This is a genomic window from Pseudomonas corrugata (genome assembly GCF_001269905.1).
GTDB classification, from domain to species: Bacteria; Pseudomonadota; Gammaproteobacteria; order Pseudomonadales; family Pseudomonadaceae; genus Aquipseudomonas; species Aquipseudomonas corrugata.
The window spans coordinates 38,533-62,461 of sequence record NZ_LHVK01000009.1; the positions used below are offsets into that span (position 1 = coordinate 38,533).

Annotated in this window: 25 protein-coding genes; 14 read left to right on the forward strand and 11 right to left on the reverse strand. The window is 61.4% G+C overall.

What is annotated here, in order from left to right:
- Positions 1-49 precede the first annotated feature (49 nt).
- The 3 genes from AD665_RS14165 (at position 50) to tldD (ending at position 6,344) form a co-directional block, all read left to right on the forward strand.
- A complete protein-coding gene (locus tag AD665_RS14165) occupies positions 50-3,853 on the forward strand; it encodes a YhdP family protein (protein ID WP_053192521.1) in 3,804 nt (1,267 codons plus the stop codon).
- Positions 3,854-4,032: 179 nt separating this feature from the next.
- Positions 4,033-4,896 carry a carbon-nitrogen hydrolase family protein gene (locus AD665_RS14170; RefSeq protein WP_024777478.1) on the forward strand — a complete coding sequence of 288 codons (864 nt, stop codon included), beginning with the start codon at positions 4,033-4,035 and terminating at the stop codon, positions 4,894-4,896.
- Between the two features lie 5 nt (positions 4,897-4,901).
- Positions 4,902-6,344 carry a metalloprotease TldD gene (gene tldD, locus AD665_RS14175; protein WP_024777479.1) on the forward strand — a complete coding sequence of 481 codons (1,443 nt, stop codon included), beginning with the start codon at positions 4,902-4,904 and terminating at the stop codon, positions 6,342-6,344.
- A 100-nt stretch (positions 6,345-6,444) separates the two neighbouring features.
- Here tldD and yjgA read toward each other — a convergent pair whose 3' ends face one another.
- Entirely contained in the window at positions 6,445-6,969 is a 525-nt protein-coding gene (yjgA, locus tag AD665_RS14180) for a ribosome biogenesis factor YjgA (protein ID WP_024777480.1), read from the reverse strand.
- Positions 6,970-7,076: 107 nt separating this feature from the next.
- Between yjgA and pmbA the strand changes: the two genes are divergently transcribed.
- Complete coding sequence (pmbA, locus tag AD665_RS14185) at positions 7,077-8,423, forward strand: metalloprotease PmbA (RefSeq protein WP_053192523.1); 1,347 nt, start codon at positions 7,077-7,079, stop codon at positions 8,421-8,423.
- 86 nt (positions 8,424-8,509) lie between these two features.
- On the opposite strand, the gene AD665_RS14190 is transcribed toward pmbA, so the two are convergent.
- The 10 genes from AD665_RS14190 to AD665_RS14235 all read right to left on the reverse strand — a co-directional run bounded on the left by AD665_RS14190 (position 8,510) and on the right by AD665_RS14235 (position 15,578).
- Positions 8,510-8,791, reverse strand: coding sequence for an HPr family phosphocarrier protein (locus AD665_RS14190; RefSeq protein WP_024777482.1), 282 nt, complete (start codon positions 8,789-8,791; stop codon positions 8,510-8,512).
- Between the two features lie 15 nt (positions 8,792-8,806).
- Positions 8,807-9,664, reverse strand: a complete 858-nt coding sequence (rapZ, locus tag AD665_RS14195) for an RNase adapter RapZ (protein WP_024777483.1) — start codon at positions 9,662-9,664, stop codon at positions 8,807-8,809.
- A gap of 2 nt (positions 9,665-9,666) precedes the next feature.
- A complete protein-coding gene (gene ptsN, locus AD665_RS14200) occupies positions 9,667-10,131 on the reverse strand; it encodes a PTS IIA-like nitrogen regulatory protein PtsN (RefSeq protein WP_024777484.1) in 465 nt (154 codons plus the stop codon).
- Between the two features lie 12 nt (positions 10,132-10,143).
- Positions 10,144-10,452, reverse strand: a complete 309-nt coding sequence (gene hpf / locus AD665_RS14205; RefSeq protein WP_003178005.1) for a ribosome hibernation-promoting factor, HPF/YfiA family — start codon at positions 10,450-10,452, stop codon at positions 10,144-10,146.
- Positions 10,453-10,528: 76 nt separating this feature from the next.
- Entirely contained in the window at positions 10,529-12,025 is a 1,497-nt protein-coding gene (locus AD665_RS14210) for an RNA polymerase factor sigma-54 (protein WP_024777485.1), read from the reverse strand.
- Between the two features lie 216 nt (positions 12,026-12,241).
- Positions 12,242-12,967 (reverse strand): LPS export ABC transporter ATP-binding protein, encoded by a 726-nt coding sequence (gene lptB, locus AD665_RS14215; RefSeq protein ID WP_024777486.1) that lies wholly within the window; start codon positions 12,965-12,967, stop codon positions 12,242-12,244.
- Entirely contained in the window at positions 12,967-13,512 is a 546-nt protein-coding gene (gene lptA / locus AD665_RS14220) for a lipopolysaccharide transport periplasmic protein LptA (RefSeq protein ID WP_024777487.1), read from the reverse strand. Before lptA ends, lptB begins: the two co-directional genes overlap by 1 nt.
- Positions 13,499-14,071 (reverse strand): LPS export ABC transporter periplasmic protein LptC, encoded by a 573-nt coding sequence (gene lptC / locus AD665_RS14225; protein ID WP_024777488.1) that lies wholly within the window; start codon positions 14,069-14,071, stop codon positions 13,499-13,501. Before lptC ends, lptA begins: the two co-directional genes overlap by 14 nt.
- A gap of 7 nt (positions 14,072-14,078) precedes the next feature.
- A complete protein-coding gene (locus AD665_RS14230; protein WP_024777489.1) occupies positions 14,079-14,603 on the reverse strand; it encodes a KdsC family phosphatase in 525 nt (174 codons plus the stop codon).
- The gene (locus tag AD665_RS14235; protein ID WP_024777490.1) at positions 14,604-15,578 is read right to left on the reverse strand and encodes a KpsF/GutQ family sugar-phosphate isomerase; all 975 of its coding nucleotides are present in this window, start codon (positions 15,576-15,578) and stop codon (positions 14,604-14,606) included.
- Between the two features lie 273 nt (positions 15,579-15,851).
- Between AD665_RS14235 and AD665_RS14240 the strand changes: the two genes are divergently transcribed.
- From AD665_RS14240 to hisC, 10 genes are all read left to right on the forward strand, one after another.
- Positions 15,852-16,661 (forward strand): ATP-binding cassette domain-containing protein, encoded by an 810-nt coding sequence (locus AD665_RS14240; RefSeq protein ID WP_024777491.1) that lies wholly within the window; start codon positions 15,852-15,854, stop codon positions 16,659-16,661.
- Positions 16,661-17,458: a lipid asymmetry maintenance ABC transporter permease subunit MlaE gene (gene mlaE / locus AD665_RS14245; protein WP_024777492.1), complete on the forward strand. Its 798-nt coding sequence runs from the start codon at positions 16,661-16,663 to the stop codon at positions 17,456-17,458. The genes AD665_RS14240 and mlaE overlap by 1 nt, the downstream gene beginning before the upstream one ends.
- Positions 17,458-17,925 (forward strand): outer membrane lipid asymmetry maintenance protein MlaD, encoded by a 468-nt coding sequence (gene mlaD, locus AD665_RS14250; RefSeq protein WP_053192525.1) that lies wholly within the window; start codon positions 17,458-17,460, stop codon positions 17,923-17,925. Before mlaE ends, mlaD begins: the two co-directional genes overlap by 1 nt.
- A gap of 11 nt (positions 17,926-17,936) precedes the next feature.
- On the forward strand, positions 17,937-18,590 hold the full coding sequence (locus AD665_RS14255; protein ID WP_024777494.1) for an MlaC/ttg2D family ABC transporter substrate-binding protein: 654 nt from the start codon (positions 17,937-17,939) through the stop codon (positions 18,588-18,590).
- Positions 18,587-18,904, forward strand: a complete 318-nt coding sequence (locus AD665_RS14260) for an STAS domain-containing protein (protein ID WP_024777495.1) — start codon at positions 18,587-18,589, stop codon at positions 18,902-18,904. Before AD665_RS14255 ends, AD665_RS14260 begins: the two co-directional genes overlap by 4 nt.
- A 115-nt stretch (positions 18,905-19,019) precedes the next feature.
- Positions 19,020-19,259 carry a BolA family protein gene (locus tag AD665_RS14265; protein WP_007953556.1) on the forward strand — a complete coding sequence of 80 codons (240 nt, stop codon included), beginning with the start codon at positions 19,020-19,022 and terminating at the stop codon, positions 19,257-19,259.
- A 22-nt stretch (positions 19,260-19,281) separates the two neighbouring features.
- Positions 19,282-20,547 carry a UDP-N-acetylglucosamine 1-carboxyvinyltransferase gene (gene murA / locus AD665_RS14270; protein WP_024777496.1) on the forward strand — a complete coding sequence of 422 codons (1,266 nt, stop codon included), beginning with the start codon at positions 19,282-19,284 and terminating at the stop codon, positions 20,545-20,547.
- A gap of 125 nt (positions 20,548-20,672) precedes the next feature.
- Positions 20,673-21,308 (forward strand): ATP phosphoribosyltransferase, encoded by a 636-nt coding sequence (gene hisG / locus AD665_RS14275; RefSeq protein WP_003197870.1) that lies wholly within the window; start codon positions 20,673-20,675, stop codon positions 21,306-21,308.
- A 123-nt stretch (positions 21,309-21,431) separates the two neighbouring features.
- Positions 21,432-22,769, forward strand: coding sequence for a histidinol dehydrogenase (hisD, locus tag AD665_RS14280; protein ID WP_053192527.1), 1,338 nt, complete (start codon positions 21,432-21,434; stop codon positions 22,767-22,769).
- A gap of 1 nt (position 22,770) precedes the next feature.
- On the forward strand, positions 22,771-23,823 hold the full coding sequence (hisC, locus tag AD665_RS14285; protein WP_024777498.1) for a histidinol-phosphate transaminase: 1,053 nt from the start codon (positions 22,771-22,773) through the stop codon (positions 23,821-23,823).
- Positions 23,824-23,929 lie beyond the last annotated feature (106 nt).

Consider the following 23,929-nt stretch of genomic DNA (forward strand, 5'->3'; position numbering starts at 1 on the left):
AGCGGTGGTCTCGCCGATTTGAATATCTTTGCCTGGGGAGTCCACTGACATGGAGCGTTTGACCCGCATTCTGGCCGCGCTGACCCGCTGGGGCTTGGGTCTGTGCGCGCTACTGCTGGTGCTGCTGGCGCTATATGTCAGTCTGGGGCGGGAGCTGGCGCCGCTGGTAGCCGAGTACCGCGCCGAGATCGAGGATCGGGCCACCGAAGCGCTGGGCATGCCGTTGCGCGTCGGCAGCGTGGAGGGTAAATGGAGCGGCCTGGCGCCGATTCTGCTGGCTCGCGACGTGATGATCGGCGAAGGGGCCAATGCCATGCACCTGGATGAGGTGCGTGCCGTGCCCGACATATGGGCCAGCCTGCTGGCCCGGCAGGTGCGCATCGCCCACTTGGAACTCGGTGGGCTGAAAATCAGCCTCAAGGAAGGCACCGACGGCAAATGGGCCTTGGAAGGTCTGCCAGTCAAGGAAGATCAGCCGTTCGACCCGCAGCAATTGTTCGATCGCATGCAGGTGGTATCGAGGCTCTCGATCCTGGACAGCCAAGTGACCTTGCAGCCGCTGGATCAGGCGCCGCTGACCCTGACCTATGTAGGCCTGAGCCTCAGGACCGGCGTCAGCCGCCAGCGCCTGGATGTACGCCTGACCTTGCCCGACGGGCAACCGCTGGCAATCAACCTGCGTACCCGCATCCGCGCCGCGGACTGGAAGAACGGCCAGGCCGATGCGTACCTGAGCCTGCCGCAGAGCGACTGGTCGAAATGGCTGCCGAAGCGCCTGACCCGGGAGTGGAATTTCTCCCAGGCCAAGGCCGGCGGCGAGTTCTGGCTGAGTTGGGGGAACGGCACGCTGCAGAGCGCTGCCGTGCGCCTGAATGCGCCGGACATCACCGGCGCCTACGCCGAGCGCAAGCCGGTACAGATCCGCAACCTGGCACTCAACGGATATTTCCAGCGCGGCAGCGACGGGTTCACCGCGACGTTCGATTCCCTGGCGATGAGTCTGGGAGACGTCCGCTGGGAGTCGCGCCTGCAATTGCAGCAGAGCGTCGGCACCGAGCAGACTGAAGAACTCTGGCATGTGCAGGCCGATCGCCTCGACCTGGCCCCGCTTACGCCGCTGCTCAATGCCCTGGCGCCTCTGCCCGCGGGCGTAGCGACGGCCATCGACCGTCTCAGGTTCACCGGTGGTCTGCGCAATGTGTTGGTGGACTACCGGCCGCAGAATGCCGGAGATCGGAAGGTCAGCTTCGCCACGAACCTGGATACGGTAGGCTTCAATGCGTATCACGGTGCTCCGGCGGCGCGTAATGTCTCGGGCAGCCTCAGCGGCGACCTCGGTGGCGGCGAGCTGCGCATGGACAGCAAGGATTTTTCCCTGCACCTGGATCCGATCTTCGCCAAGCCCTGGCAGTACCTGCAGGCCAATGCGCGGCTGACCTGGAAGCTCGACCAGCACGGCTTTACCCTGATCGCGCCCTACCTGAAGGTGCTGGGGGAGGAGGGCAGGATTGCCGGAGACTTCCTGATCCGCCTGCATTTCGACCATAGCCAGGAAGACTACATGGACCTGCGGGTCGGCCTGGTGGATGGCGATGGGCGCTACACCGCCAAGTATCTGCCGGCGGTGCTGAGCCCGGCCCTGGATGAGTGGTTGCGCACGGCCATCGTCAAGGGTGCCGTGGATGAAGGGTTTTTCCAGTATCAGGGTTCGCTGAACCACGGCGCCGAGGACGCGGCCCGCAGCATCAGCCTGTTCTTCAAGGTGCATGACGCCGAGCTGGCCTTCCAGCCGGGCTGGCCTTCGGTCGGCAAGGTCAGTGGCGACGTTTTCGTCGAAGACAGCGGCGTGCGCATTTTCGCCAGCCAGGGACAATTGCTGGGCACCCAGGTCAGAGACGTGGCGGTGAACATTCCCCATGTCCCGAGCGGGCAGCATTCCCATCTGCTATTGGAGGGTGGGTTCAGCGGGGGGTTGGGAGACGGGCTGAAAATCCTGCAGACAGCGCCGATCGGCACGGCCGAGACGTTCGCCGGCTGGGAAGGCGAAGGCGGCCTGCAAGGCAATGTGAAGCTCGATATCCCATTGGCCAAGGGTGATCAACCGAAGATTCTGGTGGACTTCAGCACCGCCGACGCCCGACTCAAACTCAGCGATCCGGTGCTGGAGCTGACCCAGCTCAAGGGCGACTTCCGTTTCGACAGCAACAAGGGGCTGAGCGGCAAGAACATCACGGCCCGGGCGTTCGACCGACCTTTGACCGCGCAGATCTTTGCCGATGGCCGTGCCGGTGCGCTCAATACCCGGGTGGCTGCGTCCGGGCGGCTGGACGTCAAGAAACTCACCGACTGGCTGAACGTTACCCAGCCGTTGCCCGTTTCCGGAGTCGTTCCTTACCAGTTGCAGGTGATACTCGACGGGGCCGATAGCCAGTTGTCGGTCAGTTCCAACCTAAAGGGTGTGGCGGTGGACCTGCCGGCGCCCTTCGGCATGACGGCCGATACCGGGCGTGACACGGTGTTCCGCATGACGCTGCAGGGCCCGGAGCGACGTTACTGGGTCAATTATGGCGACCTCGCCAACTTAACGTACGCCGCGCCGGGCGGGAAGCCGGCCGATGGTCGTGGTGAGCTGTTGCTCGGAGGCGGCGATGCAGTCTTGCCTGGAGCCAAAGGGTTGCGGCTGCGTGGGACGCTGTCGGAACTGGATGTCGGGCCCTGGCAGGACCTGATGAACAAGTACGCCGGACAGGACCCCAGCGGCAGCGCCAGGCAATTGCTCAGCGGCGTCGACCTGAAGGTGGGCAAGCTCACGGCCATGGGGACGACCCTGGACCAGGCATCGGTGCAACTGGACCGCAAGCCGGACGCCTGGGCCTTGCGGCTCGACAGCCAGCAGGCCAAGGGCAGCGCCAGCCTGCCGGATGCGAAGAGCGCTCCGATCGGGATCAAGCTGGACTATGTTCGCCTGCCGGCCGCGGACCCGACGGTGCAGGCCGATGAAAACGCGCCGGACCCCTTGGCATCGGTGGACCCCACACGGATCCCGGCCATGGATATCGCGATCGACCAGTTGTTCCAGGGACCGGATCTGATCGGCGCCTGGTCATTGAAGGTGCGTCCGACCAGCAAAGGCATTGCGCTGAACAATCTGGACCTGGGGCTCAAGGGCATGACGTTGCAGGGCAGTGGCGGTTGGGAAGGCGTGCCCGGCTCAACCCGCAGCTGGTACAAGGGGCGCATCGGCGGCAAGAACCTGGCGGATGTGCTCAAGGGCTGGGGATTCGCCCCAAGCGTGACCAGCCAGGCCTTTCATCTGGACGTCGATGGCAACTGGCCCGGCTCACCGGCGTGGGTCGCGACCAAGCGCTTTTCCGGCAGTATCGATGCGTCGTTGAGCAAAGGCCAGTTCGTCGAGGTCGAGGGCAGCGCCCAGGCATTGCGGGTGTTCGGCCTGCTGAACTTCAACTCCATTGGTCGGCGGCTGCGCCTGGACTTCTCCGACCTGTTCAGCAAGGGCCTGAGCTACGACCGGGTCAAAGGGCTGTTGGTGGCGAGCAATGGTGTCTACGTGACCCGTGAACCCATTACTCTGACTGGCCCTTCGAGCAACCTGGAACTCAACGGAACATTGGACATGGTGGCAGACCGGGTCGATGCCAAGTTGCAGGTGACATTGCCGGTGAGCAACAACCTGCCGATTGCCGCGCTGATTGTCGGCGCACCGGCGGTGGGCGGAGCACTGTTTCTGATCGACAAGTTGATCGGTGACCGCGTGGCGCGTTTTGCCAGCGTAAGATACGACGTCAAGGGGCCGTGGAAAGAGCCGAAGATCACCTTCGACAAGCCGTTCTAGTGGGCGGCGCAATCCGCCCTGCGGGAGCGAGCCTGTGGGAGCAACCTGTGGGAGCAAAGCTTGCTCGCGATGAACGATGACGCGGGTTTACAGTTGCACCGAGTCGTCCGTATCGCGAGCGAGCTTTGCTCCCACAGCCCTCACGGCAAGGATAAGGACAGGAACAGGAGGAAAGCACCATGCCAGTCGCAGTGATTCAAATGGTCAGCCAGAGCGATGTGCTCGCCAACCTGGCGCGTGCCCGTGTTTTGCTGGAGCAGGCTGCCGCTGGCGGTGCGCGGCTGGCGGTGTTGCCGGAAAACTTCGCGGCGATGGGGCGGCGGGACGTGGCCGACCTCGGTCGTGCCGAAGCCTTTGGTCAGGGACCGATCCTGCCCTGGTTGAAACAGGTCGCCCGTGACCTCAGGTTATGGGTTGTGGCCGGCACGTTGCCCTTGCCGCCGGTGGACCGGCCCGAGGCCAAGGCCCATGCCTGCTCGCTGCTGGTGGACGATCAGGGCCAGATCGTGGCGCGGTACGACAAACTGCACCTGTTCGACGTTGATGTGGCTGACAATCGTGGGCGCTACCGTGAGTCTGATGACTATGCTTATGGCGGTAACGTGGTGGTCGCTGATACGCCGGTGGGCAGGGTGGGCCTGACGGTCTGCTATGACTTGCGTTTTCCGGAGCTGTATAGCGAGCTGCGGGCTGCCGGCGCCGAATTGATTACGGCGCCCTCGGCGTTCACCGCCGTCACCGGTGCAGCTCATTGGGAGGTGCTGATTCGCGCCCGGGCCATTGAAACCCAGTGCTATGTGCTGGCGGCCGCCCAAGGGGGCGTGCATCCGGGGCCTCGGGAAACCTTTGGCCATGCGGCCATTGTCGACCCATGGGGGCGGGTGCTGGCGCAACAGGATCAAGGCGAAGCCGTGCTGCTGGCCGAGCGTGACAGCAGCGAACAGGCGTCCATCCGGGCGCGCATGCCGGTGGCCAGCCATCGGCGCTTTTTCTCGCAGGGCGCTCGACAGCGACCTGTCCAAGACGACGAATTCAAGGCGTAAAACATATGAGCGGGTTGTTGTCCTCAGTCAGTGAACACCTTCTATCCCCCGGCGGCGTAACTCTTGAGAGCCTGCAAAGCGTGCTGGGCGACTTGGCCGGTCCGGGTATCGATGCGGCCGACCTGTATTTCCAGGGACAGATCTCCGAGTCCTGGTCGCTGGAAGACGGCATCGTCAAGGAAGGCAGTTTCAACCTTGACCAGGGCGTGGGCGTGCGTGCCCAGTCCGGCGAGAAAACCGGATTCGCCTACAGCAATGCCATTACCCTCGAAGCCCTGGGGGCTGCGGCCCGTGCGGCGCGTTCGATTTCCCGGGCCGGGCAGAACGGCACGGTACAGGCCTTCAGCAGCCAGGACGTCGCGCAGTTGTATGCACCGGATAATCCGCTGGAGGTCATGAGCCGGGCCGAGAAGGTCGAACTGCTCAAGCGCATCGATGTCGCGACCCGGGCCCTCGACCCGCGCATCCAGCAGGTGTCGGTGAGCATGGCCGGCGTCTGGGAACGCATCCTGGTGGCCTCCACCGACGGTGGCTTGGCGGCGGATGTACGGCCGCTGGTGCGGTTCAATGTCAGTGTGATTGTCGAGCAGAACGGTCGCCGCGAGCGCGGGGGGCATGGCGGCGGCGGGCGTACCGACTACCGCTATTTCCTCAGTGAAGACCGCGCCATGGGTTACGCCAGGGAGGCCTTGCGCCAGGCGCTGGTCAACCTGGAAGCCATTCCCGCACCGGCTGGCACGTTGCCGGTGGTGCTGGGGTCCGGCTGGTCCGGTGTGCTGCTGCACGAAGCGGTGGGGCATGGCCTGGAGGGCGATTTCAACCGCAAAGGCAGTTCGGCCTACAGCGGACGCATGGGCGAAATGGTCGCTTCGAAACTCTGCACCATTGTCGATGATGGCACCTTGGCCGGGCGGCGCGGTTCGCTGAGCGTCGATGACGAGGGCACCCCGACCGAGTGCACCACGCTGATCGAAAACGGCGTACTCAAAGGCTACATGCAGGACAAGCTCAACGCGCGGTTGATGGGCGTCGCCCGTACCGGCAACGGGCGTCGTGAGTCTTACGCGCACCTGCCCATGCCACGCATGACCAACACTTACATGCTGGGTGGACAAAGTGATCCTGCGGAAATCATCGCTTCGGTGAAAAAAGGCATCTACTGCGCCAACCTCGGCGGCGGCCAGGTGGACATCACCAGCGGCAAGTTCGTGTTCTCCACCAGCGAGGCCTACCTGATCGAGGACGGCAAGATCACCGCGCCGGTCAAGGGAGCGACGCTGATCGGAAACGGACCGGAGGCCATGAGCAAGGTGTCGATGGTCGGTAACGACCTGGCCCTGGACAGTGGGGTAGGAACGTGCGGCAAGGATGGGCAGTCGGTACCGGTGGGTGTCGGTCAGCCGACCCTGAAGATCGATGCGATTACCGTGGGTGGTACGGGCGCGTAGGAGCTGCCGAAGGCTGCGATCTTTTGATCTTTCACCCTGGATCAATGGTATGGGAAAGATCGCAGCCTCGCTGCACTCGGCAGCTCCTGCAGGACGCTACTCAGCGCAAGCCGCGTTGAGTTTCGTCCAGCTCCCGGATGTACTTGAAGATTTTACGGCTCGAAGCCGGTGGCTTGTTCTGCGCCACTTCGTGCTGGGCCTGACGAATCAGGGAACGCAACTGCTGGCGATCGGCCTCCGGATAGTCGACGACGAATTTTTCCAGGGTAGCGTCGTCGCCAGCGATCAAGCGATCACGCCAGCGCTCCAGGTTATGGAAGCGTTCGTTGTACTGCCGGGTGGAGGCGTCGAGTTGATCGAGCAGGACCAGGATGGCGTCAGTGTCCTGATCGCGCATCAGTTTGCCGATGAACTGCAGGTGCCGTTTCCGCGCGATATTCGCGGTGTGCTTGGGCGCATCGGCCAGGGCCCGGCGCAAGGCGTCGGTCAAGGGCAGTTTGGCCAGCAAGTCCGGCTTGAGTGTTGTCAGGCGCTCGCCGAGGTCAACCAGAGCATGCAGCTCGCGTTTGACCTGGGATTTGCTTTTTTCACCCTCGTAGAGGGAGTCGTCGTAAGAATCAACCATGGGGGCAGTCCGCAAAGAAACGCCGCCATGATAACCAGTCGGGGGCCGCTTGTCCGGCCCGGTCGCTCGAAGGCCTTACCGAAAGCAGAATTTGAGTGGAGAAAGCCATGAGTGCAGTTCAGAGCGTCGGCCCGCAAGCATTGCCGGCACTGCAGGAGCAGGTCGAGCAGATCCTTGCCGAGGCCAAACGACAGGGCGCCAGTGCCTGTGAGGTGGCGGTGTCACTGGAGCAGGGCTTGTCGACGTCGGTACGCCAGCGTGAGGTGGAAACCGTCGAGTTCAACCGCGACCAGGGTTTTGGCATTACCTTGTACGCGGGGCAGCGCAAGGGCTCGGCCAGTACGTCGGCCAGCGGCCCGGACGCCATTCGCGAAACCGTCGCCGCGGCACTGGCGATTGCCCAGCACACCTCCGAAGACGAGGCCTCGGGCCTGGCCGATGCCGCCCTGATGTGCCAGGAGGCGCGGGATTTCGATCTGTTCCACGCTTGGGACATCACCCCCGAACAAGCCATCGAGCAGGCGTTGCGCTGTGAAGCGGCAGCATTCGATACCGACCCGCGGATCAGGAATGCCGACGGCACGACGCTCAATACCCACCAGGGCTGCCGGGTGTACGGCAACAGTCACGGCTTCATCGGCGGCTACGCGTCGACCCGTCACAGCCTCAGCTGCGTGATGATTGCCGAAGCCAATGGCCAGATGCAGCGCGATTACTGGTACGACGTGAACCGCCAGGGCAATCTGCTGATGGATCCGCTGGTGATTGGCCAGAAAGCCGCGCAACGGGCGGCCAGTCGTTTGGGCGCGCGACCTGTGCCGACCTGTGAAGTGCCGGTACTGTTTGCCGCCGAGTTGGCTGGTGGGTTGTTCGGCAGCTTCCTGTCGGCGGTGTCCGGCGGCAATCTGTATCGCAAGTCTTCGTTTCTCGAAGGCTCGCTGGGGCAGAAACTGTTCCCGGAATGGATGACCATCGATGAACGTCCGCACCTGATGCAGGCCATGGGCAGTTCGGCTTTCGACGGTGATGGCCTGGCCACGTATGCCAAGCCGTTCGTGGAGAGGGGGGAACTGGTGTCCTACATTCTCGGCACGTATTCGGGTCGCAAACTCGGCATGCCGAGCACCGCCAATGCGGGTGGCGTGCACAACCTGTTCGTGACCCATGGCGAAGAGGACCAGGCGGCCTTGCTGCGGCGGATGGGCAAAGGGTTGCTGGTGACCGAACTGATGGGGCATGGCCTGAACATGGTAACCGGCGATTACTCCCGGGGTGCGGCCGGGTTCTGGGTCGAAAATGGCGAGATTCAGTTCCCTGTCCAGGAAGTGACCATTGCCGGCAACATGCGCGACATGTTCAAGCAGATCGTGGCGGTGGGGAAGGATCTGGAGCTGCGCAGCAACATCCGCACCGGTTCGGTGCTGATCGAGCGAATGATGGTGGCTGGCAGCTGACCTCGTTGCAATAAAAAAGGCGCGGCATCCCTAATGGGTGACGCGCCTTTTTTGTACTCGCGAAACCAAGAGCCTGAGCCTGGAGCTTATTCGCCCTCATCGAAGTAGCGGTTGATCAGGTCCACCAGGGCATCCATCGCCTCATGTTCTTGTTCACCTTGGGTTTGCAGGTGAATCGTGGTGCCCTTGCCCGCTGCAAGCATCATCATGGCCATGATGCTTTTACCGTCGATCATGGTTTCAGGCTCAGGCGTCCGACCGACGCGGATGGTCGTCTCCTTGAACTGACCGGCAACGCCGACAAACTTGGCTGAAGCCCGGGCGTGCAAGCCCAGCTTGTTGATGATTTCAATTTCCCGAGCAGGCATCGCGATATGAATCCTTTAGCTGAGGTCGCGGTGGCGAACCTGGACGTTCTTCAGGGATTGTTGCAGGAGCTGGCCCAGGCGCTCGGTCAGATAGACGGAGCGGTGATGACCACCGGTACAGCCGATGGCAATCGTGACATAGGCACGGTTGCTTGCGGCGAAACGGGGTAGCCATTTAAGCAGGTAGCCGGAGATGTCCTGGAACATTTCCTCGACATCCGGTTGAGCCGCCAGGTAGTCGATCACCGGTTGGTCGAGCCCGGATTGCTCGCGCAGCTCCGGTTTCCAATATGGGTTGGGCAGGCAGCGCACATCGAACACCAGGTCGGCGTCTACCGGCATGCCACGCTTGAAGCCGAACGACTCCACCAGGAACGCCGTGCCGGGCTCCGGCTGGTTCAGCAGGCGCAACTTGATGGTGTCGCGCAACTGATACAGGTTCAGGTTCGTGGTATTGACCTTCAAGTCCGCGAGGTCGGCAATCGGTCCGAGCAACTGGCTTTCGTCTTCAATGGCTTCGGCCAGCGAGCGGTTGGCATTGCTCAGCGGGTGGCGCCGTCGGGTCTCGGAAAAGCGCTTGAGCAGTGTTTCATCATCGGCATCCAGATACAGGACATCGCACTGGATATGCCGGCTGCGCACTTCCTCGAGCAGCTCGGGGAAACGCGACAAGTGGCTCGGCAGGTTGCGCGCATCGACAGAAACCGCCACCAGCGGTTGCGCCAGCTCGGTATGGATCAGCGCCCGCTCGGCCAACTCCGGCAGCAGGCCGGCCGGCAGGTTGTCGATGCAATAGTAGCCGCTGTCCTCAAGCACATTGAGCGCCGTGCTTTTACCGGAGCCGGAGCGGCCGCTAACGATGATCAGGCGCATGATTAATGACCGTTCTGCTCGTCCAGGACGACCTGATACAAGGCTTGGTTACTCGGTGCGCTGCGCAGTTTTTCGCGCACTTCCTTGCGGTCCAGCATGCTGGCGATCTGGCGCAGCAGTTCAAGATGCGCATCGGTCGCTGCTTCCGGAACCAGCAATACGAACAACAGGTCAACCGGTGCGCCGTCGATGGCGTCGAAATCTATGGCGGCTTCAAGGTGCAGCAGCGCGCTGATGGGCGTGATGCATCCCTTGAGGCGACAGTGAGGAATGGCGATGCCGTTGCCAAAACCGGTGGAACCGAGTTTTTCACGGGCAACCAGGGCCTCGAAAACGTCCTGCATTTCCAGATCCGGCACTTCGCGGTGGATCAGGTTGGCAATTTGTTCGAGGGCTTTCTTTTTACTGCCGCCCGGCGCGTTCACCATGGAACGGCCGGGGGTCAGGATGGTTTCTAGTCGGATCATGGATTGGGGGAGTTAACGACCGGTAGCGCCCTGGAGGAGGCTCTGGGTCTTTTCCTTATGCTTTTTGAGTTGGCGATCCAGCTTGTCGGTCAGCAGGTCAATCGCGGCGTACATGTCTGTATGCTCCGCATTGGCAACCACCTCTCCGCCGGGGATATGCAGTGTGGCTTCGATTTTCTGCAGCAGCTTCTCGACGTTCATCGTGACCTGCACGTTGGTGATCTTGTCGAAATGCCGTTCCAATCGGTCGAGTTTTTCGCCGATGTAGGTACGCAGGGGTTCGGTCACTTCCAGTTGGTGTCCACTGATGTTGACTTGCATACAGCTTCTCCTTCGTTGCCAGTGCATAAAGCGGCAGGCAGAAATACCTGCCACTGGAACGCTGTGGCGTGGCCTGTTACATCAACCGCTTGCGTTCGCTCGAAGGCGCGATCCCGAGGGATTCGCGATACTTGGCGACGGTACGGCGGGCCACCTGAATGCCTTGTGCCTCCAGTAAACCAGCGATCTTGCTGTCACTCAACGGCTTTTTCTGATTTTCCGCGGCCACCAGTTTCTTGATGATCGCGCGGATGGCCGTGGAAGAGCATTCGCCGCCTTCGGAGGTGCTGACGTGGCTGGAGAAAAAATATTTCAATTCGTAGATACCCCGTGGGGTATGCATGAATTTCTGCGTGGTCACACGGGAAATTGTCGATTCGTGCATGCCCACTGCCTCGGCAATGTCGTGCAGGACCAGCGGTTTCATCGCTTCGTCGCCGTAGTCCAGGAAGCCGCGTTGGTGCTCGACGATCTGGGTGGCGACCTTCATCAGGGTTTCGTTGCGACTCTGCAGGCTCTTGATGAACCAGCGCGCTTCCTGCAGCTGGTTGCGCATGAAGGTGTTGTCGGCGCTGGTGTCGGCACGCTTTACAAAGCCGGCATACTGGGCGTTGACCCGCAGCTTGGGTACCGACTCCTGGTTCAGCTCCACCAGCCAGCGATCGTTGTGCTTGCGCACGATCACATCGGGAACCACGTACTCGGGCTCGGTGGCCTCGATCTGGGAGCCCGGGCGCGGGTTGAGGCTCTGGACCAGTTCGATCACCTGGCGCAGCTCATCTTCCTTGAGCTTCATGCGTCGCATCAGTTGGCTGTAGTCGCGGCCGCCCAGCAGATCGATATAGTCGGTGACCAGTCGCTTGGCTTCGGCCAGCCATGGCGTCTTGGCGGACAACTGGCGCAGTTGCAGGAGCAGGCACTCACCCAGGTTGCGGGCGCCGATGCCGGCCGGCTCGAACTGCTGGATACGGTGCAGGACGGCCTCGATCTCGTCCAGCTCGATGTCCAGCTCCGGATCGAAGGCTTCGAGAATTTCTTCGAGGGTTTCGTCCAGGTAGCCCTGGTTGTTGATGCAGTCGATCAGGGTCACGGCGATCAGGCGATCGGTGTCGGACATCGGTGCCAGGTTCAGTTGCCACAGCAGGTGGCTTTGCAGGCTTTCACCGGCGGAAGTGCGGGTGGTGAAGTCCCACTCGTCATCATCGCTGCTCGGCAGGCTGCTGGCGCTGGTCTGGTAGACGTCTTCCCAGGCCGTGTCCACGGGCAGGTCGTTGGGGATGCGTTCGTTCCATTCGCCATCATCGAGGTTGTCCACCGTCGGGGCGGCTTCCTCCTGGTAGGACGGTTCCTGGGTCTCGGTATTGGGTTTCTGCTCGACGTTGTCGGCCAGCGGATCAGTGTTGTCGAAGTCGTCGCCTTCTTCCTGGCGTTCGAGCATCGGATTGGATTCCAGGGCCTCTTGGATTTCCTGTTGCAGGTCCAGGGTCGACAATTGGAGCAGGCGGATGGCCTGTTGCAGCTGCGGTGTCATCGTCAGCTGCTGGCCCATTCTCAAGACTAGCGATGGTTTCATGGCAGGGGCTTAACACCTTATTCGCCGGCGCACATGCGCCATCCACTACAAGGGCGCCGAAGCGCCAAACCTTAAGCAAATTATATGCCTGAAGCAGAAGTGTTTGCCTAGGGGAATTTCTCAATTAGTTTCCCGATGATAGGGGATTCACTGAGAGTATCCCGAAGCGTTGCGTGTTTGAGTCCGCAGCGCAGGGACATTTGCCAGGCACTTCGCTTACAGGCGGAACTCATGACCCAGATACACTTCCTTGACCAGTTCGTTGGCCAGGATGGTGGTGGAGTCACCTTCGGCGATCAATTGGCCGTCATTGACGATGTAGGCGGTTTCACAGATGTCCAGCGTCTCGCGCACGTTGTGGTCGGTGATCAGCACGCCGATCCCCTTCGCCTTGAGGTGGTGGATGATCTGCTTGATGTCACCTACCGAAATCGGGTCCACGCCGGCGAACGGTTCGTCGAGCAGAATGAATTTCGGTGCGGTGGCCAGGGCGCGGGCAATTTCCACTCGACGCCGTTCGCCACCGGACAGGCTCATGCCCAGGTTGTCGCGGATGTGGCTGATGTGGAATTCCTGCAGCAGGCTTTCCAGCTCCTGACGACGACCGGCCTTGTCGAGTTCCTTGCGGGTTTCGAGAATCGCCATGATGTTGTCGGCTACCGACAGTTTGCGGAAGATCGACGCTTCTTGTGGCAGGTAGCCGATGCCGGCCTTTGCCCGGCCATGCATAGGCTGGTGGCTGACGTCCAGGTCGTCGATCAGGACGCGGCCCTGATCGGCCTGGACCAGGCCGACGATCATGTAGAAACAGGTGGTCTTGCCCGCGCCGTTGGGGCCGAGCAGACCGACGATCTGCCCGCTGTCGATGGACAGGCTGACATCGCGCACGACCTGACGGCTCTTGTAGCTCTTGGCCAGGTGCTGAGCTTTCAGAGTTGCCATTACTGGGGCCTTTGCTCGGTTTTCTTTTTCGGCTGGATGACCATGTCGATCCGTGGGCGCTGCTCGGTCACCTTGCTGCCGGTGGCGCGACCGGCGCTGGCGAGTTTCTTGTTCGTGTCGTAGACGATTTTCTCGCCTTGGGTGACGTTGTTGTCCTTGTCGATGACCTTGGCACGATCGATCAGCACGACGCGGTCCTGGGACGCGTGATACTGGATGGTCACGCCGTAGCCTTGCACGGGCTTGGTGTCGCCGGCCGTTTGCAGTTGCTCGAAATAGGCCAGGTTGCCCACCGAGGTCACTACGTCGATATCGCCGGACTGGGTGCGGGTAATGGTCACGGTGTTGCCGGTGACCTTCATTGAGCCCTGAGTGATGATCACGTCGCCTTTATAAGTGGCGACCCCGTTCTTGTCGTCCAATTGGGCGTCGTCGGCCTGGATGCGGATAGGCTGATCACGGTCGTTGGGAAGAGACCAGGCGCTCGCGCTTCCCAGTGCTGCGCCCAGACTGAGCAAAATAGGGAGGGTTTTAGCGAGCTTCATACTGTCCTCTTACGTTCGATAGCAGGTGTATCCTGCTTTCCTTCAGATACGCTTTCATTCCCGTGCCGGTCGATACACCACCGGCGCCGTCGATTCTAACGGGTTGCTCGGTCTGCGCATATTGTCGCTGCGGGAACACGGTCATGCGAGTGCTGGTGATGATGGTCGTGCGGTTCTTCTCGTCGGTTCGTGCGACGCGTACCGAGTCGATCAGTTCCACTTCGGTGCCGCCGGAGTTGACTTCGGCACGCTTGCTCTGCACGTGCCACGGAAACTCCGTGCCACGGAACATGTTCAGGTCCGGATTGGCGACCAGTGTAATGTCGGTGGCCTTGACGTGATCGACCTTGTCGGACGTCATTTCGTACTGCACCTTGCCGTCAGGCAGGTACTGCAGTGTATGCGTGTTGGTCGCGTACCAGTCGATATCGTTTTCCTCGACCTTGACGGCAGGGCGGTCGAGAAAGCGCTCGGGGCTGATGTTCCAGTAGCCCACCGCCGCGAAAATTGCCGCGATACACGCGAACAGCAGGATGGTGCGAATTTTCTTGCTCAGCATAAATGGCTCACAGGTACGCGGCGTTTGCCGCTTCGAGGCGGCCCTGGGCGCGCAGGATCAGTTCGCAGAATTCACGGGCCGCGCCTTCGCCGCCTCGCGCGGCGGTAACGCCGTGGGCGTGCTCGCGTACGAAGCCGGCTGCGTTGGCCACTGCCATGCCCAGGCCAACCCGGCGGATCACCGGCAGGTCAGGCAGATCGTCACCCAGGTACGCAACCTGTTCATAGCTTAGATTGAGTTGGCCCAGGAGCTCGTCCAGGACCACCAGTTTATCCTCGCGGCCCTGATAAAGGTGGGGGATGCCGAGGTTCTTTGCGCGCCGTTCGACCACCGGGGTCTTGCGGCCGCTGATGATGGCCGTCTGCACGCCGGCGGCCATCAGCATCTTGATGCCCTGGCCGTCGAGGGTATTGAACGTCTTGAACTCGCTGCCGTCTTCGAGGAAATACAGGCGTCCGTCGGTCAGCACGCCGTCCACGTCGAACACGGCCAGCTTGATGTCCTTAGCTCGTTGCAGCAGGTCTGCGTTCATTTACATGACTCCTGCACGCAGCAAGTCGTGCATGTTCAGGGCGCCCACCGGGCGGTCTTCGGCATCGACCACCACCAAGGCGCTGATCTTGTGGTCTTCCATGATTTTCAGGGCTTCGGCAGCGAGCATGTCCGCGCGGGCCGTCTTGCCATGGGGCGTCATGACCTGCTCAATGGTGGCACTGTGCACATCGATGGTGCGGTCCAGAGTGCGACGCAAGTCGCCGTCAGTGAAGATCCCGGCGAGCTTGCCGTCGGCCTCCAGGATCACCGTCATGCCCAGGCCCTTGCGCGTCATTTCCATGAGTGCATCCTTGAGCAGCGTGCCGCGTTGCACCTGTGGCAACTCTTCACCGGCGTGCATCACGTTTTCGACCTTCAGCAGCAGGCGGCGGCCCAGGGCTCCCCCTGGGTGGGAAAAGGCAAAGTCCTCCGCCGTGAACCCTCTGGCCTCCAGCAGGGCTACGGCCAGGGCATCGCCCATGACCAGAGCAGCGGTGGTGGAGGAGGTCGGTGCCAGATTCAGCGGGCAGGCCTCGTGCTCGACGTGAACGTTGAGGTTCACTTCGGCGGCCTTGGCCAGCGGCGAGTCCGGGTTGCCGGTGAGGCTGATCAGCCGGATGCCCAGGCGTTTGATCAACGGCAGCAGTGTAATGATTTCATTGGTGGAGCCGGAGTTGGACAGTGCCAGGATGATGTCGTCCCGGGTGATCATGCCCATGTCACCATGGCTGGCTTCGGCCGGGTGGACGAAGAATGCCGTGGTGCCCGTGCTGGCCAGGGTCGCGGCGATCTTGTTGCCGACGTGTCCGGACTTGCCCATGCCGACCACGACGACGCGGCCTTTGCTGGCCAGAATCATCTCGCAGGCGCGTACGAAATCAGCGTCGATGCGGGGCAGCAAGCCTTGCACGGCTTCGAGCTCGAGGCGGATGGTACGTTGTGCCGATTGAATCAGGTCGCTGGTTTGGCTCATGTCAGAAATCGTATAGCCCGATGAAAAGGCGGCGATTATACCGGCAATGAACAATTCCCTCACGCAAGTTCGTCATGCTTCGTGCAAACACCCCGCCCGGTTTGAATAAAATGTGCTCATTTCCCTTAAGTCAGGCTTAACCAGCCAGGGGTGGCCCTTGGGCGTGCGGCCGTTGCGGTGATATAGTTCGCCGCCGGTTCGGGTGCCCGGCGGTAGCGACGTTAACGGCTGGTCAGGGCATTCGGATATGAGGCTGCATCGCAAGGAGTTTAGATGAGTGCCGACAACGCCTACGCGGTCGAGCTGAAGGGGCTGTCCTTCAAGCGAGGGACGCGCAGCATTTTCAATGACATCGATATTCGCATTCCGCGCGGAAAGGTGACCGGCATCATGGGGCCTTCCGGATGCGGAAAGACCACGCTGCTGCGCCTGATGGGCGCACAGTTGCGTCCTGACGCCGGTGAAGTCTGGGTCAATGGCCAGAATCTTCCCAAGCTGTCGCGCAGCGATCTGTTCGATGCGCGCAAGCACATGGGCGTACTGTTCCAGAGCGGCGCGCTGTTCACCGATCTCGACGTGTTCGAGAACGTGGCGTTCCCGCTGCGGGTCCATACCGACCTGCCGGAGGAGATGATCCGCGACATCGTCCTGCTGAAATTGCAGGCGGTCGGGCTGCGTGGCGCCCTCGATTTGATGCCGGACGAACTGTCCGGCGGCATGAAGCGTCGGGTTGCCCTGGCGCGGGCGATTGCCCTCGATCCGAAAATCCTCATGTATGACGAGCCCTTTGTCGGGCAGGACCCTATCGCCATGGGCGTGCTGGTGCGCCTGATCCGGTTGCTCAATGATGCCCTGGGTATCACCAGTATCGTGGTATCCCACGACCTGGCTGAAACCGCCAGCATCGCGGACTACATCTATGTGGTCGGCGATGGACAGGTGTTGGGGCAGGGTACGCCCCAAGAGCTGATGGCGTCGGACAACTCGCGCATTCGCCAATTCATGAAGGGTGATCCGGACGGTCCGGTGGCGTTCCATTTTCCGGCCACGGATTACCGTACCGATCTGCTGGGGAAGCGCTGATGCGCAAGAAATCATTAATAGAAAGAATTCGCCTGTTTGGCCGCTCCGGCATCGACGTACTGGCGGTGCTGGGCCGTTCCACGTTGTTCCTGGCTCATGCCTTGCTGGGGCGCAACTCCACGAGCGGCGGTTTTGGCCTGCTGGTCAAGCAGTTGCACTCAGTGGGGGTGATGTCCCTGGTGATCATCGTGGTGTCCGGGATTTTCATCGGCATGGTGCTGGCGTTGCAGGGTTTCAATATCCTGTCCAGCTACGGTTCGGAGCAGGCGGTCGGGCAGATGGTTGCGCTGACGCTGTTGCGTGAACTCGGTCCGGTGGTGACCGCGTTGCTGTTCGCCGGGCGCGCCGGGTCGGCGCTGACGGCCGAAATCGGCAACATGAAGTCCACTGAGCAACTGTCCAGCCTGGAAATGATCGGCGTCGACCCGCTCAAGTACATCATTGCCCCGCGCCTGTGGGCCGGCTTCATTTCCTTGCCGGTTCTGGCAATCATCTTCAGCGTCGTCGGCATCTGGGGTGGTTCCTGGGTGGCCGTCGACTGGCTGGGCATTTATGACGGGTCCTACTGGTCCAACATGCAGAACAGTGTCGACTTCCTCGATGATGTGCTCAATGGCGTCATCAAGAGTGCTGTATTCGCTTTTGTGGTGACCTGGATCGCCGTGTTTCAAGGCTATGACTGCGAGCCCACGTCCGAGGGGATCAGCCGTGCCACAACCAAGACCGTGGTGTACGCCTCGCTGGCGGTCCTGGGCCTTGACTTTATTCTGACCGCCTTGATGTTTGGAGATTTCTGATGCAAAACCGCACCCTGGAAATCGGTGTCGGCCTTTTCCTGCTGGCCGGCATCCTGGCGTTATTGCTGCTGGCCCTGCGAGTCAGCGGCCTGGCGCCGACTGCGAACACCGATACTTATAAACTTTATGCTTATTTTGACAATATCGCCGGTTTGACGGTCAGAGCCAAGGTGACCATGGCCGGTGTCACTATCGGCAACGTCACGGCAATCGATCTGGATCGCGACAGTTTCACCGGACGGGTGACGATGGAGGTGGAAAAGCGCGTGGATAACCTGCCGACTGATTCCACTGCATCTATCCTGACGGCGGGTCTGCTGGGTGAGAAATACATCGGTATCAGCGTGGGTGGGGAAGAATCCCTGCTCAAGGACGGTGGGACCATCCATGACACGCAGTCGTCGCTGGTGCTCGAGGACCTGATCGGGAAATTCCTGCTTAATACCGTTAGCAAAGACGCTAAATGAGGAGCCTTTCGATGATCTCTATCTTGCGACGCAGCCTGTTGGTCCTGCTGGCAGCCCTGCCGCTGATGGCCAATGCCCTGGCGGCGCCTTCCGCCCACGATATCATCCAGGACACCACGACCCGCCTGCTGGCAGACCTTGCCGCCAACAAGGAGCAATACAAGCAGGATCCGGGCGCATTCTATGATGCGCTGAACGGCATTGTTGGTCCGGTGGTGGACGCCGATGGCATCTCGCGCAGCATCATGACGGTCAAGTACTCGCGCAAGGCAACCCCTGCGCAGATGACCCGCTTCCAGGAAAACTTCAAGCGCAGCCTGATGCAGTTCTACGGCAACGCCTTGCTCGAATACAACAATCAGGGCATCACCGTTTCACCGGCCAAGGATGAAAACGGTACCCGTACCAGCGTCGACATGCAGGTCAAGGGTAACAACGGTGCTATCTACCCGGTGTCCTACACGCTCGAACAGTTGAACGGCGAGTGGAAGGTGCGCAACGTGATCATCAACGGCATCAACATCGGCAAATTGTTCCGCGACCAGTTTGCCGATGCCATGCAGCGCAATGGCAATGACCTGGACAAGACCATCGATGGCTGGGCCGGCGAAGTCGCCAAGGCCAAGGAAGTGACCGACGAAGCCAAGGAGAAGCAGGGACAATGAATGAGTCGGCGAGTGAGTCGGCCGTTCGTCTGGGCGAAGCCGACGAGTTGTTGCTCAGCGGTGTGCTGGACTATCGCACTGGTCCGGCCTTGCGCACCCAGGGCCAGGCGCTGATCAAGTCCGTTGGTGCCGCCGAGGTGGTCATTGACTGCTCGGCGGTGCAGAAATCCAGCAGTGTAGGCTTGTCGCTACTGCTGTGTTTCATGCGGGATGCCGAGGCGGCCGGCAAAACGTGGAGCATCCGTGGGATGCCCGAAGACATGCGCGAAATAGCCCAGGTCAGCGAGCTGACCGAGCTGTTGGCGCACCACTGAGCCACATCGCTGGAAAAGTCCCCCCGTCAGAGTCCTGCTTCGCGGGGTTCGCAGGCGCGGGGCTTTTTTGTATGATGTGCGACCCGCGCGCACAGGGCGCCGATTGAGGTTGAGCATGCAGGCTGTAGAAGTGAAGAGCTTCCTTGAAGGAAAGCTGCCTGGTACGCAGGTGGAAGTTGAAGGCGAAGGCTGCAACTTCCAGTTGAACGTGATCAGTGATGAACTGGCGGCGTTGAGCCCAGTGAAGCGTCAGCAGAGCATCTATGCCCATTTGAACCCATGGATTGCCGATGGCAGCATCCACGCGGTCACGATGAAATTTTTCAGCAGCGCGGCCTGGGCCGAGCGCACCTGAGCCCAAGGGCCTCGAGATTCTTATGGATAAACTGATTATTACCGGCGGCGTTCGTCTTGATGGCGAAATCCGTATTTCCGGGGCAAAGAACTCCGCCCTCCCGATCCTGGCCGCGACCCTGCTGTGCGATGGCCCGGTGACCGTGGCCAACCTGCCGCACCTGCATGACATCACCACGATGATCGAGCTGTTCGGTCGCATGGGCATCGAACCGGTGATCGACGAGAAACTCGCCGTCGAGATCGACCCGCGCACCATCAAGACCCTGGTCGCTCCGTACGAGCTGGTGAAAACCATGCGCGCGTCGATCCTGGTACTGGGCCCGATGGTTGCCCGTTTCGGTGAAGCCGAGGTTGCGTTGCCTGGCGGTTGCGCCATTGGCTCGCGTCCGGTGGACCTGCACATCCGTGGCCTGGAAGCCATGGGCGCGGTCATCGACGTCGAAGGCGGCTACATCAAGGCCAAGGCGCCTGAAGGCGGCCTGCGCGGCGCCCATTTCTTCTTCGACACCGTCAGCGTGACCGGTACCGAGAACATCATGATGGCCGCTGCACTGGCCAAGGGCCGCAGCGTGTTGCAAAACGCTGCTCGCGAGCCTGAAGTGGTGGACCTGGCGAACTTCCTGATCGCCATGGGCGCCAAGATCAGTGGTGCCGGTACCGACACCATCACCATCGATGGCGTCGAGCGCTTGCACTCGGCCACTTACAAAGTGATGCCGGACCGGATCGAAACCGGTACCTATCTGGTCGCTGCTGCCGTCACCGGCGGTCGCGTCAAGGTCAAGGACACCGATCCGACGATCCTTGAAGCCGTCCTGGAGAAACTCAAGGAAGCCGGCGCCGAAGTCACCTGCGGCGAAGACTGGATCGAAGTGAACATGCACGGCAAGCGGCCCAAGGCCGTCAATGTGCGGACCGCGCCATACCCGGCGTTCCCGACCGACATGCAGGCACAGTTCATCTCCCTCAACGCCATTGCCGAAGGCACCGGCGCGGTGATCGAGACGATCTTCGAAAACCGTTTCATGCACGTCTATGAACTGCACCGCATGGGCGCCAGGATCCAGGTCGAAGGCAACACCGCCATCGTCACCGGCACCGAGAAGCTCAAGGGCGCGCCAGTGATGGCCACCGACCTGCGGGCCTCGGCCAGCCTGGTGATTTCGGCCCTGGTTGCCGAAGGCGATACCCTGATCGACCGCATCTACCACATTGACCGTGGCTACGAGTGCATCGAAGAAAAACTGCAGATGCTCGGTGCCAAGATCCGCCGCGTACCGGGCTAGTTCCGGCTGCATGGGCACAAGGATGTGCCTGGATTTCGTTTCAAATCGAGGGTGGTGCACCCTCGATGTGTGTCCGGCGCCGCTTGCGACCGGGCATGTGTACCTTGATAAGGACTGACGTTCCCATGTTGACCATCGCACTGTCCAAGGGCCGCATCCTTGACGACACCCTGCCGCTTCTGGCTGAAGCGGGCATCGTGCCGACCGAGAATCCGGACAAGAGCCGCAAGCTGATCATCCCCACGACCCAGGCCGATGTGCGCCTGCTGATTGTGCGTGCCACCGATGTGCCGACTTACGTTGAACATGGCGCCGCCGACCTCGGCGTTGCCGGTAAGGACGTGCTGATGGAATACGGTGGCCAGGGTCTGTATGAGCCCCTGGACCTGCAGATCGCCCGGTGCAAGCTGATGACCGCCGGCAAGGTCGGCGCGCCGGAGCCCAAGGGGCGCCTGCGGGTGGCAACCAAGTTCGTCAACATTGCCAAGCGCTACTATGCCGAGCAGGGTCGCCAGGTCGATATCATCAAGTTGTACGGTTCGATGGAGCTGGCGCCGCTGATCGGCCTGGCGGACAAGATCATCGACGTCGTCGACACCGGCAATACCCTGCGGGCCAATGGCCTGGAACCCCAGGATTTCATCGCGGACATCACCTCCCGGCTGATCGTCAACAAGGCATCGATGAAAATGCAGCATGCTCGTATCCAGGCACTGATCGATACCCTGCGCAAGGCAGTGGAATCGCGACACCGCGGCTGATTTACCTGCGCGACCTCGAGTCGCGCCCGTCTATCCGTGTCATAGCCAATTTTCTCAGGTGCCCACGCGAATGGACTGGTAGCTTAGGGCGCCTGAGCATTTGCCATTAATGAGGCCCTCGCTATGACCGCTCCCACCTCGATTCGCCGACTCAACGCTGCCGATCCGGATTTCGCACATCATCTGGATCATCTGCTGAGCTGGGAAAGTGTGTCTGACGACTCGGTCAATCAGCGGGTGCTGGACATCATCAAAGCCGTGCGCGAGCGGGGCGATGCCGCCGTGGTGGAATTCACCCAGAAATTCGATGGCCTGCAGGCGGCGTCCATGGCCGACCTGATCCTGCCGCGCGAGCGCCTGGAGCTGGCCCTGACGCGGATCACCGTGCCCCAGCGCGAGGCCCTGGAAAAAGCCGCCTCCCGGGTGCGCAGCTATCACGAAAGACAGAAGCAGGACTCCTGGAGCTACACCGAAGCGGACGGTACCGTGCTGGGCCAGAAGGTTACGCCACTGGACCGCGCCGGCCTGTACGTGCCGGGCGGCAAGGCGTCCTATCCCTCCTCGGTGCTGATGAATGCCATTCCGGCCAAGGTTGCCGGCGTGACCGAAGTGGTCATGGTCGTGCCGACCCCACGGGGTGAAATCAACGAACTGGTGCTGGCCGCTGCCTGCATTGCTGGCGTGGACCGGGTGTTCACCATCGGTGGCGCCCAGGCCGTAGCTGCATTGGCCTACGGCACCGAAAGCGTACCGAGGGTCGACAAGGTGGTAGGGCCGGGCAACATCTATGTCGCCACCGCCAAGCGTCACGTGTTCGGCCAGGTCGGTATCGACATGATCGCCGGCCCTTCGGAAATCCTCGTGGTGTGCGACGGCCAGACCGACCCGGATTGGATTGCCATGGACTTGTTCTCCCAGGCCGAGCACGACGAAGACGCCCAGGCGATTCTGGTCAGCCCGGATGCCGAATTCCTCGACAAGGTCGCGGCCAGTATCGACAGGCTGCTGCCAACCATGGATCGCGCCGAAATCATCAACACCTCGATCAATGGTCGTGGCGCGCTGATCAAGGTCGATGACATGGAACAGGCGATCGAGGTCGCCAACCGCATCGCGCCGGAGCACCTGGAATTGTCGGTCGCCGATCCGCAGGCCTGGTTGCCGCAGATCCGTCATGCCGGTGCGATCTTCATGGGCCGCCACACCAGCGAGGCCCTGGGCGATTACTGTGCAGGGCCCAACCATGTGTTGCCGACTTCCGGCACCGCGCGTTTCTCGTCGCCGCTGGGGGTGTATGACTTCCAGAAGCGTTCGTCGATCATCTTCTGCTCCGAGCAGGGTGCATCCGAACTGGGCAAGACCGCTTCGGTACTGGCCCGTGGCGAGTCGTTGAGCGCCCACGCCCGCAGCGCCGAGTATCGAATTCTTGATGAGTGCTCCATTGACGGGCAGGGAAACTGAAATGAGTAAATTCTGGAGCCCGTTCGTCAAGAACCTGGTGCCCTACGTGCCCGGCGAACAACCGAAGCTGACCCGCCTGGTCAAGCTCAATACCAACGAGAACCCCTACGGCCCATCGCCCAAGGCCCTTGCGGCGATGCAGACCGAGCTCAATGACAACCTGCGTCTGTATCCGGACCCCAACAGCGATCTGCTGAAGAACGCCGTGGCCCGCTACTATGGTGTGCAGGCCAACCAGGTGTTTCTCGGTAACGGCTCGGATGAAGTGCTGGCGCACATTTTTCACGGCCTGCTGCAGCACGACCAGCCGATCCTGTTTCCGGACATCAGCTACAGCTTCTATCCAGTGTATTGCGGCTTGTATGGCATCCAGTTCGATGCGGTGCCCCTGGATGAGCAGTTCCGGATCGATCCGGCGGACTATGCCAAGCCGAACGGCGGGATCATTTTCCCCAACCCGAACGCCCCGACCGGCTGCCTGCTGGCGCTGGAAGCGGTGGAGCAAATGCTCAAGGCCAGCCCGGATTCGGTGGTGGTAGTCGATGAAGCCTATATCGACTTCGGTGGCGAGACGGCCATCAGCCTGGTGGACCGTTATCCGAATCTGCTGGTCACCCAGACCTTGTCCAAGTCCCGCTCGCTGGCGGGGTTGCGAGTGGGCTTGGCGGTAGGCCATCCGGATCTGATCGAAGCGCTGGAGCGGATCAAGAACAGCTTCAACTCCTACCCTCTGGATCGCTTGGCGAACGTGGGTGGCGCGGCGGCATTCGACGATCGCGAGTATTTCCAGAAGACCTGCCGGTTGGTCATCGAGCATCGCGAGTGGGTGGTGGCGCAACTGGAGGCCAAGGGGTTTGAAGTCTTGCCTTCGGCGGCCAACTTCATCTTCGCCCGTCACCCCCGGCATGATGCGGCGGGACTGGCGGCGAAGCTGCGAGAACAGGGTGTGATCGTGCGGCACTTCAAACAGGAGCGGATTGCCCAGTTCCTGCGGATCAGCATTGGCACACCGGAGCAGAACCAGGCGCTGATCGACGCCCTGGGCGAACTCTAAAGCTCTGCGCTGAACTGTAGGAAACCCTCTGTGGGAGCAAGGCTTGCCCGCGAAGGCGGTGGGTCAGTGACTCAAATGTCGACTGATTCGGCGCTATCGCGGGCAA